At 65.2% G+C, this 15,386-nt stretch carries 13 protein-coding genes and 1 tRNA gene; 1 reads left to right on the plus strand and 13 read right to left on the minus strand.

Annotated elements, in window-relative coordinates:
- Positions 1–78 precede the first annotated feature (78 nt).
- Positions 79–155, plus strand: a tRNA-Met gene (locus tag KAK09_RS16470).
- A gap of 227 nt (positions 156–382) precedes the next feature.
- On the opposite strand, the gene KAK09_RS16475 is transcribed toward KAK09_RS16470, so the two are convergent.
- The 13 genes from KAK09_RS16475 to KAK09_RS16535 form a co-directional block, all read right to left on the minus strand.
- The gene (locus KAK09_RS16475) at positions 383–2,884 is read right to left on the minus strand and encodes a S8 family peptidase (protein ID WP_210880035.1); all 2,502 of its coding nucleotides are present in this window, start codon (positions 2,882–2,884) and stop codon (positions 383–385) included.
- Entirely contained in the window at positions 2,877–4,064 is a 1,188-nt protein-coding gene (locus KAK09_RS16480; protein WP_247651371.1) for an AAA family ATPase, read from the minus strand. The genes KAK09_RS16475 and KAK09_RS16480 overlap by 8 nt, the downstream gene beginning before the upstream one ends.
- A 135-nt stretch (positions 4,065–4,199) precedes the next feature.
- Positions 4,200–4,367 (minus strand): hypothetical protein, encoded by a 168-nt coding sequence (locus KAK09_RS16485; RefSeq protein WP_336244477.1) that lies wholly within the window; start codon positions 4,365–4,367, stop codon positions 4,200–4,202.
- Positions 4,354–4,605 (minus strand): hypothetical protein, encoded by a 252-nt coding sequence (locus KAK09_RS16490; protein ID WP_210880067.1) that lies wholly within the window; start codon positions 4,603–4,605, stop codon positions 4,354–4,356. Before KAK09_RS16490 ends, KAK09_RS16485 begins: the two co-directional genes overlap by 14 nt.
- Entirely contained in the window at positions 4,605–5,279 is a 675-nt protein-coding gene (locus KAK09_RS16495; protein WP_210880037.1) for a YcbK family protein, read from the minus strand. The genes KAK09_RS16490 and KAK09_RS16495 overlap by 1 nt, the downstream gene beginning before the upstream one ends.
- A gap of 84 nt (positions 5,280–5,363) precedes the next feature.
- On the minus strand, positions 5,364–5,672 hold the full coding sequence (locus KAK09_RS16500; RefSeq protein ID WP_210880038.1) for a hypothetical protein: 309 nt from the start codon (positions 5,670–5,672) through the stop codon (positions 5,364–5,366).
- A gap of 57 nt (positions 5,673–5,729) precedes the next feature.
- Complete coding sequence (locus KAK09_RS16505; protein WP_210880039.1) at positions 5,730–6,806, minus strand: DUF2793 domain-containing protein; 1,077 nt, start codon at positions 6,804–6,806, stop codon at positions 5,730–5,732.
- 10 nt (positions 6,807–6,816) lie between these two features.
- A complete protein-coding gene (locus tag KAK09_RS16510) occupies positions 6,817–10,788 on the minus strand; it encodes a baseplate multidomain protein megatron (RefSeq protein ID WP_210880040.1) in 3,972 nt (1,323 codons plus the stop codon).
- 10 nt (positions 10,789–10,798) lie between these two features.
- Complete coding sequence (locus KAK09_RS16515) at positions 10,799–11,239, minus strand: NlpC/P60 family protein (RefSeq protein ID WP_210880041.1); 441 nt, start codon at positions 11,237–11,239, stop codon at positions 10,799–10,801.
- Entirely contained in the window at positions 11,239–12,123 is an 885-nt protein-coding gene (locus tag KAK09_RS16520) for a DUF2163 domain-containing protein (RefSeq protein WP_210880042.1), read from the minus strand. Before KAK09_RS16520 ends, KAK09_RS16515 begins: the two co-directional genes overlap by 1 nt.
- Positions 12,120–12,746, minus strand: coding sequence for a phage distal tail protein, Rcc01695 family (locus KAK09_RS16525; RefSeq protein WP_210880043.1), 627 nt, complete (start codon positions 12,744–12,746; stop codon positions 12,120–12,122). The genes KAK09_RS16520 and KAK09_RS16525 overlap by 4 nt, the downstream gene beginning before the upstream one ends.
- Entirely contained in the window at positions 12,746–15,193 is a 2,448-nt protein-coding gene (locus KAK09_RS16530; RefSeq protein WP_210880044.1) for a phage tail tape measure C-terminal domain-containing protein, read from the minus strand. The genes KAK09_RS16525 and KAK09_RS16530 overlap by 1 nt, the downstream gene beginning before the upstream one ends.
- Positions 15,186–15,347, minus strand: a complete 162-nt coding sequence (locus tag KAK09_RS16535; RefSeq protein ID WP_247651376.1) for a DUF7697 family protein — start codon at positions 15,345–15,347, stop codon at positions 15,186–15,188. Before KAK09_RS16535 ends, KAK09_RS16530 begins: the two co-directional genes overlap by 8 nt.
- Between the last annotated feature and the right edge of the window lie 39 nt (positions 15,348–15,386).

Here is a 15,386-nt window from a genome sequence, read left to right on the forward strand (position 1 = left end):
AGACGTGGGAGAGTAGGTCACCGCCAAACCTGTAAAATACCCAGCGTATCTCTCTCAAACGATCCAAAATACAGATACCGCGGGGTGGAGCAGCCAGGTAGCTCGTCAGGCTCATAACCTGAAGGTCACAGGTTCAAATCCTGTCCCCGCAACCAAATTCCCTAACCTTTCCAAATGGTTAGAACCCGACAAAAACACTTGTGTATAGACACGCGCGTTTTACCTCAACGCCACCTCAACGTTTGGCGAGTCCCCCCTTGAAAAGCGGGGGCTTTTTGCATTGGGGGCTCCCGATCACACTAACAGTCGAAAACCTGGTGCCCTGCTGATCTGGTTCTACGCATCCGAAGTCCCCGAGCGACATTCGTTGAGCCCAAAGCTGCTACACCTCGATACTGACGCCACTCGCCACAAGCGCAGCGGCCTCAATGGCGATCGGGGTAATCAGATCGACGTCAACGTCGGGTGTCTCGATCCCCACAACCAGCGCATAACGCGCCTTGCTTTCGACTCTCCCAAGCGCTTTGCGTTCCCGCCACCAACCAGAGATAGGGTAGACGTAGAGCAGGTCGCGTTCGACGAGTTCGACGGCACTCCCCTCCCAGATGTCTGTATGGATTGAACCTGCTGAAATTGACTTCGGCCCAAAAAACCAGCCGTCGTTGTCTTCGTTGATCGGGCGTGGATCGTCTTCAACGCGGTCGTCTTTGTTAACCCGACGCAGAAAATTCCCGTCCGTTTCCCGTGCCCGTTTCAGATCGAAGCGTAGGCCGAACGCCTGGTACCTGGCCGGGTCGATGGCGCTCGCGAAGCTCGGATTGGGTTCGACGAAGTACGAACGGGTAACCTTCAGACGGACTCGTTCATCTCCAAGACTTTCAAGGATGGACCGAGGCCAAGGCAGACGATAAACGTGGGCGTCGCCAAACCGCACATTGCTGTTCTCGGTCCGGAAAGGCTGGATATGCCGTTGCGCGACCAAGGCAAGATCGTCTCTCGCCGATGCCAGCGCTCTACGAAGCTCGGGTACTCCATAGCCGTATTTTCTGGCCAAGTTTTTCCGTTCAAGCTTTGCCGACGTCCCATCGAACTCGGCAAGCATATGTGGTGTCCAACGCGCGCTGTGCACCATCAGCGCACGGACCATTTCGGGCCAGTACCCCGGATATTCAGCCATGACGCGCGCAGCCATTCTTGCGGCTTGCGCTGTTGCGGCACTCGTCGCCCAGAAAGGCGCGACGGGATGAATTCCGACGGCTTTGGAAGTCGTCAGCAGGGAGAGCGAGGGAAGGCCCGACAAGGCCTCTGCCCCAGATCGGCTGAGTGCACGGTTCCCTGCCTCCAACACGATCTCCGGCTTAATCGGAGACTGGCTTGAACGCCAGAGCGCGGTCGTCCGACTGTAAGGGCTGCGATCTCCTGGCCGCGACCACCCGGACCAATCCCGGTAAGCACGTTCGGCGATGTCGGATTTCAGAGTGGTGCCGCCCACCGTCAGCACATTCCAAGCTTGTGCGGGATCTTCCCCTGGGAAGGCATCGCCATCAGCGATTTTCTCGGCCCGCGAATTGTCTCCGATATTGCCGATTGCCTGAACAAACAGCCGCCGAACGTGGTCGGGCCCCTCGTCAACCGCATCGGCACCGGAACTGATTTGATCGAGCGCGGCGCTCCAACCCGTCGGTTCTGCGCCCGACCGGTTCTCGTTCGTGACAGCCATGCAATAGACCCTTGCGCGGTCTGGAGCCGCAATCTCCGGCAGCGCAGCGGCCGAGGTCGTGATGGCACCATAGGAAAACGGGTCGTTCGGCTCGAAGCCATCTGGAGGAAGTATTTTCACGGATTCAAGGCGGTGCGCCATAGTCGGCCGGGATGTGTCGCCCAACGGCGCTGTCAGATCACCATGCAGTGCCACACCTGCCATGCCCGATCCATGGCCAATTTCACTGTGGTCATCGACACCCCAGGAAGAAACCACGGCGTGCATGTCGCCCGGCGTCAGGGCGGGTTCGATTAGCGGATGTCCCCGATTGATGCCCGTATCGAGCAAGCAGACGGCAGGAACCTCTCGGCCGGGCCAGGTAATCCGTTCGGCCAGATCATCAACAAAAGCGTTGGCCATCCCTGAAAGTTCGTCGGTGAAAACCGTGGGTGTGTCGGTCGCCCGCCGGATCTCTGCAATGCCTCCCGTAGAAAAGAGGAGCAGCTCAATGGCTGCGCGCCGACCGTAGACGGGCAAGACAATAACCTCCGGAAATTGCAGGCGCGTGTCATCGGGGCCAATGGTCAACCCGAGCCGAAATGCGAGATCCTCGACACGCTGGAGGTGATCTTTGAAGCACCAAAGTGCCCACCACATTTCCACCTGCGGGTCTTCCGGCAGTGCAGAAGGGTCATCTCGCCAGAAGGTCTGAAGGCGAGCGGTACGAATATGCTCTACCGGTTCAACGCGCGATTTTTTCGGTGCCGCCGCACCCGCTTCGACCTCTTTGAACGCATAGTCTCGAAAGACCGCTTCAAATACATCACGACTATTATCCGGCACGAAGAGCGCTATGCGGCGTGCGCCAGTCGCCGAAATCGTCACTGCGCCTTGGCGAGTGCCTTCTTTTTTCTTTTCAAGCGTCGTTGGCCCCACAGACGGTGCCAGTTCAACCTCGAGATAGACGCCATCTGGCGGCAGTGCGCCAATTGGAAGTTCCAAGGCCTGCCGTCCGCGATCTGCCAAGTCGAACGCTGAACCAAGTTCGGCGAAGATCTGGCGGCCGTGTTCCTCGCGGATTCGCTGGAGTGTTCTCTGCCGCGCATTGCTTCCGGGGGATTTGTAGTCGCGGACCACGGCAAGTCCACTGAGATCAATGTGGCGATGCTCGTACTCAGCCAAGGTGCCCCTTTTCCTCGGTGAATACCGTTCTCATGCCTTGCCGCTTCTGCAGTTGGCGGGTCAGGTCGGCCGTAGAAATCTGATTGCGCTCTGAAAGAATGGCTTCCTTGACCGCTTCGCCAGCAGCGTGGGCAATCTCCGCCTGGCTGAGCCCATCCGCCGACAGTTCAATCGCCTTCCAGATAAGCTTGGGATATTTCATTGGCGATAGGTGGGTCTTGATGATCGCCCGAACTTCTTCTGGCCTGGGCATCTCGAACCGCAACACCTCGTCGAAGCGCCGCAGCAGGGCGCGGTCGAGGAGCGATGGATGGTTTGTCGCAGCAACAAGCAAACTGTCAGTGGCAGAAGGTTCCTCCATGAACTGAAGGAAGCTGTTCAGCACGCGCCGCATCTCGGCCACGTCGTTCGTCGCCAACCTGTTGCTGCCAACGGCGTCGAACTCATCGAACAGATACACGCCTCTGCGTTTCTGTGCCTCATCGAACACGAGCCGCAACTTCGCTGCCGTTTCGCCCATAAAGCGGGTGATGAGGGTTTCGAGACGGATGACGAACAGAGGCAATCGCAGTTCACCCGCCAGCGCCTCTGCAGTCATTGTTTTGCCCGAGCCGGGTGGCCCAGCAAACAGCAGACGGCGGCTTGGGGTTTTGCCGTGTTCCCTCAGCCAGTCTCTCCGCTGCTGCTGAAGGACAACGGCATCAAGGTGCCCCTTGATGGAAGTGTTCAGTACAACATCCGCTAGCCGGATCCCCGGCTCTCTCAAATCCAACAGGCTGTCAAGATCGCCGCGCGGCCGTGAGAAGGAAATCGGCACAGAGGACTTTGCGCCCAGTTGGAATCGCGCCGCGTCGACGGCAGCGCGAATTTCTTCGGCGGTTGCGCGATGGCCCTGACGCGCTTCTCCCGCAGCAACCTGTAGCGCAATGGAGTAAAACTGTTCCTGATCGCCCTCGGCTTGGCTCCTCAGCATCGCCAGTATCTGTTTTGCATTTGACACCGCGCGACCCCTACCGGTTTTCGTTTTCAAATAACAGTAGATCAGCCCGACTGATTTGGGAAGCTTCGGAAATTCGCACCATCCGCCGAACTGTTGGTTTCGGCCCGCGCCCAAAATCGTTCGGTCCAGCGGCAGACGGGTCCCAAGGTGGACAATCGTGCACTTTTTGGTGCAGGACAATTTTTGCCTCGGCGTGCCATTAGTCAGGGAATTTATCGCCGCTCTTTTAAACCGTAAACCCGTGAAACGGGCCGGGCGTGATTGTGCGGTCGAGGCGTCTGGCGCTTTCCGCAGGGCGATTGCCCGGCCTGTCTTTCACCGGCACGCCCGCGCCTGATCGCGCAGGACGGCGTAGTCGCTGAGCATTTGCAAGACGACGGTGCCCTCCGGCAGCGCATCCACCTCGGCCGCCGCCCGCGCCTGATCGGCGGCGCTGTATTCCACCACCGGCGGGCAGGGCGCCCGAACGTCAGAATCGCCCATCGCGCATCCGCTGAGCAAGATCACTGCGATCAGCGGGACGACGGCTGGCGGCGTCCAGCATCTGGCGTTGAATGTCATGGGTTTTCTCCGATGTTGAAAGGCGTTCGGCCAGCCGCCCGGCGCGTTCCCCGGCGCGGCGGAGGTTCAGGAGGAACAGGACGGTGGTGATTGCTGCCAGCAGCAGGCCCAGCACTGTGCGCGCCGGGCCGCTGGCGAGGATGACGGTGATCCAGCCCATCAACGCTGCCCTCGCTTCCAGTCGTCGATCCGGGCGTGGATGGCGACGGCGATACCGATCAGCGCCAGGGCGATGAAGACCCAGCGCAGGGTGTCGAGGTAAGGCACCAGGGGCAGAATTGCGGATTGAGTTTCCGCGAGCACCTCCTGCGCCACCTCCACCCCAGCCGCGCCGACTGTGGCCACCCCGGCCGCGCCGCCACCTTTCAAGGTGCGACTGTCGGCCAGCACCTCGCGGGCGGGGGCCACCTCCGGCACGAAGGGTGTGGCGCGGGGCGGGAAGGGATCGCCCCAGCTGCGCGCGGGGCCGAGGTCGATATGCATGAAGCCTGAGCGCGGGTAATATCCGAAGCCGAGGAACCCCACCGCCCGCGCTGCGGCCTCAAAGGCCACAGGGTCGTGGTTCGACATGGCGATATCAAACGCGGTGCCCTGCATGTGTTTGGACGCGGGCGCGCCGCCGACGGCGCGGTTATGCGCGGGGCTGCGATAGGCGGAGCGGACGATGAGCGGCTTGCCGAGGCGGTTGCGCAGCAATTGCAGCTTGTCCATGGCCTCCGTGTTGATCCTGATCGCGCCCTCCCCGCGCGACGCGATTTCTGCGGGCGAAAAGCTGGGCCAGCGCCAGGCGCTGTCGGGAACGTCGCGGAAATGGGCATAGGTCGTGGTCGGCATGATGGTCTCCTGACAAAAAAACCGCCAAGAGGGCGGGTCGGTTTCATGGGGTCTGGTGAATGAGGGCGTAATCAGTGCGACCGGTCAGTCGTTGTGGCCGCGCTGGAAGGCTTCAAACATCAGATCCCGCATGGCGCGGATATCGGTCTCGATGCGCTCCAACCGGTCGGCATCGCCCTTGCGGTCCTCGGCGCGCTGGCGGTCCACGCGGTCGCGCTCGGCCAGCAGCTCACGCTCAAGCCGAACCAGCATCGCGTCATTGGTGAAGGCGCGGCGCGTGACGGCGGCCAAAAGAGCGATGAAACCGCCGATCAGCGCAGTGATGGCGGCGGTCAGGCCATTGTCGCGCAAGGCCGCGCCGACCTCCTGCAGCAGGGGCATTCGTTCGGTCATGGTGTTCCTTTGGTCGGGGGCTGGTGTTGGTGTGCAACAGGGGCCTGCCGGTGTGCCTCAGCCGACCTTGCAGCCCCAGAATGAGGTGTGATTGGCGGCGAAGAAGCCATCCGCGCCCCGGAAATTCCCCTGCAACTCGACGGTATCGCCTTGCTCAAGCGGCACCATGGTCTGCAGCCAGATCGCAGTGGCGAGCGAGACATGGGTGGCGGAAATCTCACCGAAGGAGCCGCGAATTTCCGTCGTGCCGTTCAGCACCAGCCGCCCGCGCATTCGCGCCGTGGCGCTGGCGTTGATCTTGTAGAGCAGCGTCGCGCCGAGGAGGTAGGTGCCGGAGACGGGCGCGGTAAAAAGGTTGGTGGCGGCGTCGAACGCGCCCTGATCGTTATAGTCGGTGTTGTTGATGCCGATCTTCGTCCAGGTCCCGACGCCCACGTAATTGTCAAAGTTGGTCCAGGCCTTGAAGCGCGGCAGCCGGGGCTGATCGACGATGCCGGTGGTGTTGTCGACGATGAGGCCATCGAAGAAGGTGCTGCCATCGGCGGAGACGGCGAGGCGGAGCCTGTCCGAGCCAAAGAGCCCGACCAGTGCCCTGGTCACGAAGCCGGTCTGCAGCGCGAGACCCAGATCATCGGTGCTGCTCTCCTTGTTCATCGTGTAGAACAGATCGCCTGTGCCGCCCTCGGCGACGGTCTTCGCGGTCCAGAGCGCGGCGTTCAGCTTGGCCGAGAACGGATTGGCGGGGTCGGCGGTGGTGCCAAGCCCCAGCAGTGCGAGGTTCTGCAGCGCGGTCGGGGTCGTGCCGATCCAGCCCGCGCCGTCGTAAACCAGCAGCGCACCCTCATCCGCGATCCAGGCCAGCCAGCCGGGGCGCGGCACCAGCCGCAGCCAGGCGCCGTCGGTCCAGAGCGCGACGTTCAGGTCCCAGCCTGCCCACAGGCCTGTCGCGCCCGAGGCGACGATGTGCCGGTCGCCGTCGGCGGGGCTGTCTGGGGGCGCGGTCAGATCCCGATCCAGCACCGACAGCTGGACCATCGCATCCAGCAGGCGCAGCGCCTCGTTATGGGTGACATGCTTCTGCGCCTGCGATGCCAGAATATAGGGCAGCAGGAGATGGGTTGTATTGTCGGACATGGAAACGCTTTCAGAAGGTGAGGGTGACGGATCGCCCACTGCCCCGGCCGATCAGGGCCGAAAGCTGATAGATGCGGATAGCGAGGGTGTCGCCGGGGCCAAGCGGCGCGCCCCAATCGGCGGTCTGTTGGGTGGCGGTGTAGAGGGCGCTGGTCGTGGCAGTCGTCAAGGATCGCTTGACAACTGACCCGTCCAGAATGTCGACCTCATAGGTCTCGCTCTCTTCGGCGAGAGGCACATCGCCCGCGCCCCAGTTGTCGGCGGCCAGCGCGCGCGACCGCCGCACCCAGCGGATCGTCAGATCGCCGGGGCTGCGGGCAAATCGCCACGGCTGTTCGACATGGGCAACCGGGAAGGGGCGCAGTCCAACCCCCTCGGGCGTGAACTCCACTGCGGTGTAGGTCTCGTCGCTGACCGGCTTCGAGGCCGGGCCAATGCGCCAGTTCCATGGCAGGCCAAGATCGGCCTCGCTGATTGGTAGCGCGGCCAGCGCCGTATCCAGCACCACGACGCGCGCGCCAGTTGGCACAACATTGGCGATGGCACTTTCCGTGCCGCGCTGGCCCCGCAGCAACCGGGCCAGGCGGTACCGGCCCGGCGCTATCAATTCCGCGGCCCCGGCCTGAACGATCTCCCATTGCCCAGCGCCGGTCTCGACGGCCAGCGCATTGGCCCCGCCAAAGAGGACTAGATCGGTGACGCTCTCCAGCGTGCCGGAATAGAGATCGATGACCAGCGCATTGCCCAGATCGAAGCGCGACACCGGCCCGGCATGGAAATCCGCCGCCAGCACGCCCATGCGGGCCCGCGTGCCAAATGTGGTCAGCAGCGCAAATCCGTCTGTCGCCGCACTGCGGTAGACGGCGATCTCACCCGGCCATGGCCTGGCATGGGCCGCGACCAAGGGCCGGTGCGCTGGCTGGTCGTCGCGCAGCTGCGGCAAGTCCATGAGTGTGATCTCCGGCGCGCCAAACACCGTGGGCGTCGCGAGCGTGGTCGGGCGTCGCTCGCCGGGTGGCAGATCATAGACGGCGCGGTCCTGGCGCACGGCGTCAATGCTGCGCAGGTCGGAGTCGGCGATGGACACGAGGCGCATTTCCGTCAGGCGGCCATCGTGATCGAGCAGGATCACGTCAGCCGGATCCAGCGCCAGACGCGAGGGCGGCAGACGGAAGGCCGCAGTTTCGCGGCCAACCCACGCCTCCATCAGCGCACGACGGCAGCGGCGCTCGGCCTCTTCGGGCGGCACTGCTATCGGGAAGGCCTCGGAGGCGATGCGGGCCGTGTCCACCGTGATACGCCGGGCCTCGACCTGAGCCGCGTCATAATCCTCGTCGGCGCGGGCGACCTGCCACTTCAGGGCCTGGGGCAGTTCCGTTTCCTGCGCGCGGGTCAGCTCCATCACATCGCCCGATCCTGACGATGGCGCGACCATGCTGTCGGGGGTGATAGTCACGCTGGCGATCCGGCCGCGCATCAAGAACTTGATACGGCCCTCGCTTTCCACCGCATCGAACCCGAAATGCCGCGCCAAAGTCCCGAGCGAGGCGCGCGGCGCTTCCAGAGCTGAAATCACATAGCCCTCGACCGCGCCCCAGAGGGTGGAGACGTCGATCTGTGCCTCGGGCAGCCCGGCGCGCAGGCAGAGATGGCGGACCAATGCCGCCAGCGACACCGCCCCCAGTCGCCCGGTGAGCCAGTGCCCGAGCCGCCAGTTCGGGCCATCGCTCCAGACATCAATCAGTTCCGGAAAGAACGGATAGGGGCGCGCATCCCAGGTCCAGGCGGCGCTGTCGGGCAGATGGACCATCGGCGCGCCATAGGCGGAAGACACCGGATTGTTCCCGGCCTTACCCCACCAGAGATAAATGGCTTCCAGATACGCCCGCTGGATCGCATCATCGCGCCAGCCGCGCGAGAAGTAGGGCACCTGGCTTTCCGAGGACTTCGGGTCGAAGAACACGTTCGGCTGGTTGGTGCCGCGATCAATCGCCGGGCAGCCCAGTTCGGTGAACCAGATCGGTTTCGATTGTGGCACCCACGCGGTCGGTGTCCCGCTCTCTACACCGCCTGCACGGTTGAAATGCGCATTTTGCCACCAGGCGCGCAGGTCCTTGAAGCGGAACACCCATGGCTTGCCCTCGCCGCCATCGGTAATGGGCGTCCGGGTCTGCGCCGCGCGGTCGGCGGCGCTCGCATAGAACCAGTCAAACCCTTCGCCGCCGGTGATGTTGGATTGCAGATAGGTCCGGTCGTAGATCGCGGGGGCAAGTGCTGCATCGGCATGATCAAATCCGTCGCGCCAGTCCGACAGTGGCATGTAGTTATCGATGCCGATGAAGGTGATGCTGGCGTCCGCCCAGAGCGGATCGAGGTGGAAATACACATCGCCCGATCCATCGCTGGGATGGTGCCCGAAGTATTCCGACCAGTCGGCGGCATAGCTGATCGCGGTGCCCGCGCCCAGAATGCTGCGCACATCGCCCGCCAGATCGCGGTAGGCCGCGACCGCCGGATAGGTGTCGGGCCCTGAGCGGATCGTGGTGAGGCCGGGCATCTCCGAGCCGATCAGAAAGGCGTCGACCCCGCCCGCCACGGCGCAGAGATGCGCGTAATGCAACACCATCCGGCGCAGGCCCCAGTCGTCCAGAGATCCGGCCCAGCTGACAGCATCCCCGGAGATGCTGAAACTGGCGGGCGTCGCGCCCCCGAAGAAGGCCGCGACCTGTGCCGCGGCGGCGCTGGTCTTATCCACCGATCCCGCGACCCCCGCCGCAGGCGAAGCGGTGATCCGCCCGCGCCAAGGGAAAGCTGGCTGGCCTGTCACCGCTTCATTGTCGGACCAGGGGTCGGGCAGGCTGTTGCCGGGCGGCACATCCATCAGAAGGAAGGGGTAAAAGGTAACCCGCAGCCCGCGCGCCCTGATCTCCCGGATGGCCTGAACCACCGCAAAATCCGCCGGTGTGCCGCCAAAGACCGGGCGGTCTTCACTGTCGCGGCTGACCAGCAGCGCGCCTGCCCGCACCACGCCATTCACGGACCAGGCGACGGGCGAGGTGATCTTGACGGGCAGTTCCACACCGGGCCGGATCCTGCAGTGTCCGGCCCGCAGGTCATCGCCGAACCAGGCCACCACGAGGCTGACGCTTTCGATGCCCGGAACCGAGGCTTGCAGCCGGTCGAGCGCCACGACGAGATCGGCTGTGTCGGAAATCGCGTTCAGGTTCTCGGCGCGGGTGGCCCCGCTCGGGCCGGAGAGCCGCCGGACGGGCTGCGTGGCGTAGATGAACTCGCCCGAGGCGGGGATCATCGTGACGGCCTTGACCAGCCCTTCAGCGGTGTCGGGATCGGCCAACGGGCGAAACACCTCGAAGGAGAGCTGCGGCAGGCGGTTGCCAAAGGCGGAGAGCGCGAGTTCTTCGAACACCACATAGGCGGTGCCGCGATAGGCGGGGGTTTGACCTGCCCCCATCCTGGCGGCAATGAACGGATCGGGTTCCTGCGCCTCATCGCCGGGATACCAGCGCCAGGTCACGCCCGAGAGATCCATCGGCTTGCCATCGGCCCAGATGCGCCCCACACCGGTCACTTCGCCCTCCGAGAGTGCCACGGCGAAGGAGGCAAAGTAGAGAAACTCGGTCGTGGTGACCTTTGGCCCGCCGCCCTTGCCACCGCCCTGACGGCTGGTTTTGGTCTCCTCGCGGAAATCCGTGGCCCAGATGATGTTGCCGCCGATGCGCATCCGGCCAAAGAGGCGCGGGATCACCGCCCCTTCGGTCGAGGAGGTGATGCGCAGACTGTCGAGGCGCTGGCCTTCGATGCGTTGCGCGGGGGCGAGCGACGAGACGATCCAGTTGTCGACCACCGACCCGATGGATGAGCCGACAAAGCCGCCGATGGTGGCGGCGCTGACACCAAGGAGGCTGCCGCCGATCGAGCCGCCAATGGCGGTGCCGACGGCACCGAGAACAAGGGTCGCCATGATGAAGCACTCAGATGTTGCCAGAGCGCGGGAACAGGAAGGCGAAGGCGATCCGCCGCCGCCAGCCGGGGGTGAGCGGTTGCTCGATCACGCCAAGGTGCTCATAGGCGTGGATGAAGCTCTGGGGTCCGGTCAGGATCCCGACATGTTTGGCGATGGCGCGCGGGACCATGCGAAAGAGCACCAGCGCGCCGGGCGGCGCGTCGGCGGGTACTGTTTCCATCATCATGCGGCGCGCCCCCTCGGCCAGCACTTCACGCGGGCCCATCTCACCCCAGTCCCGGCTGTAGGGTGGGATCGGGAAGGGCTCGTCGCCCACCACCTCGCGCCAGACGCCGCGCGCGAGGCCGAGGCAATCACAGCCGACGCCGCAAAGGCTCGCCTGTTCGTGATAGGGCGTGCCGAGCCAGCGGCGGGCGGTGGCGATGACACGGGCGGGATCGGCGGTCATCACAGGACTTCTCCCTCATGGCTGCCATCTTGCGACGCATATCTGAGGACCGCGTCTTGCCCCGGGATATGCGGGAAGCCCCGGAAGTTGGGGGTGTTGGCGAACTTGCCCGTGCAGGTGGCGATGCGCTTGTCGCAGCCTGCCCGCGCGATGAAACTGTCGCCTTCAGCAATGGCGCGGACCGGCGCTTCCAGCAGGGTCAGGGTGGCGATGCCACCCGCCAGCTCATGCGCCAGAACCTCGGTGATGCGCCCGGCATTCGCCCCGCTGGTCCAGGTGAGGGTTCCGGCAGCAAACCACCCAGCTTCGAAACCGGCGAGGCCCGAGGCCCGGAAGGCGCGGTCGCGCAGCAGGTCGGTCACCACGCCTGTGCCCTTGTAGATCGCGTTTTCCAGATCGATGCCGCAGCGCGCATCGCCAAGTTCCGCATCGCATCCCGCCTGAAACGTCCGCCCGACGGTCTGGCCGAGGAGATGTGCCAGACTGCGCACCTCGGCGACAAAGGCCATCCGGCCGCGCCGGATTTGACCCACCGCGCCGCGGCGCAGGAGCACACGCTGGTTGGCGTCGGCCCAATTGACCCGCCACAGCTCGACCGCCGCGTTGTCCCAGCGCCCGTCGAGAATGTCGCTCTCCGTGATCCGATCCGAGGTCAGAACGCCGGTGGCATCCTGTGCATCCACCGCCAGATCGGAGCCCGCGCGGATCTCAGAGGCGGCAAACCCGCTTTCGGGTTCAAACTCCGTGCCGTCAAAACTGAGGGTGCGATCATGATCGGTGAACCCCAACGCCACGCCATCGGCGCGGGTGATCCGCCAGCACCAGGCGAGCGTGGTCGTGCCATCGTCGAGATGGGCCTGCAGGTCGGGGGAGAGGGTCTTCATCTGCGGATCTCCACGAGCGGGATAGAGGTGATCGACCCGAGCCGCTCAAGACCGAGGGTGACGTCCAACGTGTCACTGTCGAAGCGAACGGGCACATCGAACTCAAACCCAGCGGTGATCGGAACGCCTGCGCCGGGGGCGATGGTGAAGGTCACAACGCCGTTGGTGGTATCAACGCTCCAGCCCGACATCTGCTCCACCCCGTTCAGGGCAAGGCGAACGCTGCCCGCGACCGGCTTTGCAATGGCGCGGGTCCAGTTTTGGGCACCGGAGGCGTAGTGCTTCAGAAGGGTGAAGCTGGTGACGGCCCCATTGCCGGTGCCGATCAACTGATCGGTTGGGGCGACCGGCTGCGACGGCTGGCTCGATTTGTAGTCCGCCCAGTCCTTGAAACGAAACCCGTGCAGGCGGCCGTTGCGGGCTTCAAAGAAGGCCACCACCGCTGCCAGATCATCGGCACGGCGGATGCCGTAGGCCACATCATAGCGGCGGCGCGAATTGGCCCAACTGGCGTTGCGTTCCTCGTCGCCTGAGGCCAGTTCCACCACCTGTGTGCGCCGTTCCGGCCCGCCGCGCGCCCCGCGGCTGATATTGTCGGGAAACCGCACCTCATGAAACGCCATCATATGCCTCTCTGGCCCAGCGACACCGCGCGGGCAATGTCGGCGGCGACCTGTGTTCTGGACTGCCGGAAGCTGTCGGCGTCACGCGCGTTGATCGTGACATTGACGGCGGGCACGGAGGACTGTCCCTGGCCAAAGCCAGCCGCCTCTCGACGCGAGAGCACCCGTTCGCCGCGTTGCAGGATCGCGGGCACCTCGTCGGGGCGCAGCCCGACAAAGCCACCCGAATGCATGCGCGGCGCATTGGCGAAGGCCAGCGCTGGCACCATGCGACCGGGGCCGGGCGCGCCGACCACGCCGCCTGCGTGCAGGATGTTGGCGAACAATCCACCCGCGCCGCCCAGCGCGCCGGAGAGCGCATTTGCGATCGGCCCGAGGATGAAGCGCCGCGCCGCCAGCCTTGCCAGATCGGCGATCATCGAGGTGACGAGATCGCGGAAATCCAATTTGCCGGTTTTGACGAATGTGGCCACGGCGTTCTCGGCACTCTGGAAGGCCCCGACCAGCGCCTGTCCGATATCGCTACCGATCTCGCGGGCCTTGGCGGCATAGTCGGCCAGCGTGGCGGTGATGGCGGCCCAGCCGGTCAGGGCGGTTTTTGCGCCCTCAGCGGTCGCTGTCCCGGCTGCGCGACCAGCCGCCCCGGCACGACCTGCGGCATTTCCGGTGTCGTCAAGTTCCTCGCCCAGCGCCGTGGCGGCGGTAACGGCACCGGCCAGTGCGGTTTCGGCCTCTGCCCCACTGCCGGTCATGGCATCGCGCAGCGCCTGCAAGCTCGCAAGCGGCCGACCGGCGGCATCGGCCAGCATGCCCGCCGCCTCGCGAAACCCATCGGCGCGGGCGCGGGCGTCATCCGCCATCGCGCCAAGGCCAGGGTCGGGTGGTTCCAGAAATCTGCGCGACAGGGCGGTCGAAAAGGCATCGGCTGCCGCAGTGCCCGCCGCTGTCGCGGCACCTTCAAACGGGTTGCTGATCCGGCCCAGCCCGACAGGATCCAGCGTGCCGATCCGCACGCCGCCCTCGCCGGTGGCCCATTCCGGCAGCAGCGCCAGCGCCGCGTTCAGGCCGTTGATGAAGCGGTTGATGCGGGTGACGACGCCGTTCAGCATCGCCTCGACGCCGGAGATCAGCCCGTTCGCGGCCTGAAACGCAAAGTCGCCGATGGCACGGGGCAGTCGGTCCCAAATCGCGACAGCGGCATCAAAGGCCCCCTGAAAGATCGCCGCCGTCCGGTCGCCAAAACGCACCACGCCTGCGATGGTGCCCTCAAGTGCTGACAGACCGGACGCCTTCAGCCCCTCCCAGCCTGCCGCCATGTTGGCAAGGGCTACGTCGAGAGAAAGCCCCATCCGCGACCAGACCTCTTTGGCCAGATCACCCAGCAGCCGGACCGCCTCGCCAACCCCGCCCGCCCCGGCGACCAGCCGGGTGAACTGATAGACCAACTCGCCCGCGCCGACGATCAGCGCGCCAATGCCGGTGCGGATCAGCGCGCCGCGCAGAACGACCAGCGCCGTGGCCAACCCGCGCACCGACAGCGCCGCCATTGCCATGCCCGCCACCCAGCGCCCGGCCATCAGGCCCGCGAAGGTGGCGGCATAGGTCGTCAGCCGCCCGATGTTGTCGAACAGCCCCTTGATTGCGATGCCGACCGGCCCGCAGGTGCGTGCGATAGCGGCCAGTGCATTGGCGACAGACTCGAGTGCGGGGGCCGCTGCCACCGCCAGCTGGTTCGAGACCCCGCGCCAGATCAGCCCCAGTCGCGAGATCGCATCGTTCGTGCGCTCGATCTGGGCGGCATCCTGATCACTGACCACCACCCCGAAATCCTGCACATCGGCGGTGGCTTGCCGCAAGGTGGCCGTGTCGATCCGGGTGAACACCAGCGCCGCCCGGTCGCCGAACAGCTGCGAGGCGACAGCGGCGCGCTCTGCTTCGGGGACAAACTGGCCCAGCGCCTCCTGAATGGTGGCGATGCGTTGATCCAGCGGCAGGCGTTGCAGATCCTCGGCCGAGAGCCGCAGGCGGCGCAGGGCCTCCACGGCTGGGCCGGTCCCGGCGGCCGCCTGGCTCAGCCGCCGCGTCAGCTGCACGGTGGCCTGCTCGACCTGACCCATCGACACACCCGCCAGATCGCCCGCGCGCTCCAGCACCTGAATGCTGGCCACGGTCGTGCCGAGCGAGGCCGCGAGCTTGGCCTGCGCATCCACCGTCTGCAGCCCCGAGCGGATCATCGCGGCCCCCGCAGCGGCCAGCGCGGCGGTGGTAGCTGCGGCGGCCAGCGTGGCGCGGCGGGCAAAGGCGGCGACGCGCGCATTGGCCAGATCCATCTCGCGGCTCAGACGGCCAAAGCCGCGCGCGCCAGCCGCGCCCACACCCTCCAACTCGGCGCGCACCTGGCGGCCGCCTTCCGCCACAAGGCGGACGGACACGCGTCTCTCAGCCATCGCGGCCTCCTTCCATCTGTTCGTTGAGTTTGCGCACCATCACCGCCTCGATCTCGGGCAGCAGTTCGGCGGCGATCAGGGGGTCGATGCCCAACGCCTGCGCCATGGCGAGGGCCGCGCCCATGTCCCAGCCAAGCACCGCGCCGGGGACCACCCGCAGCTGGCCGCCAAGGCGACCGACCAGATCCCAGAC

Source organism: Roseovarius autotrophicus, assembly GCF_018069895.1.
GTDB lineage: Bacteria > Pseudomonadota > Alphaproteobacteria > Rhodobacterales > Rhodobacteraceae > Roseovarius > Roseovarius autotrophicus.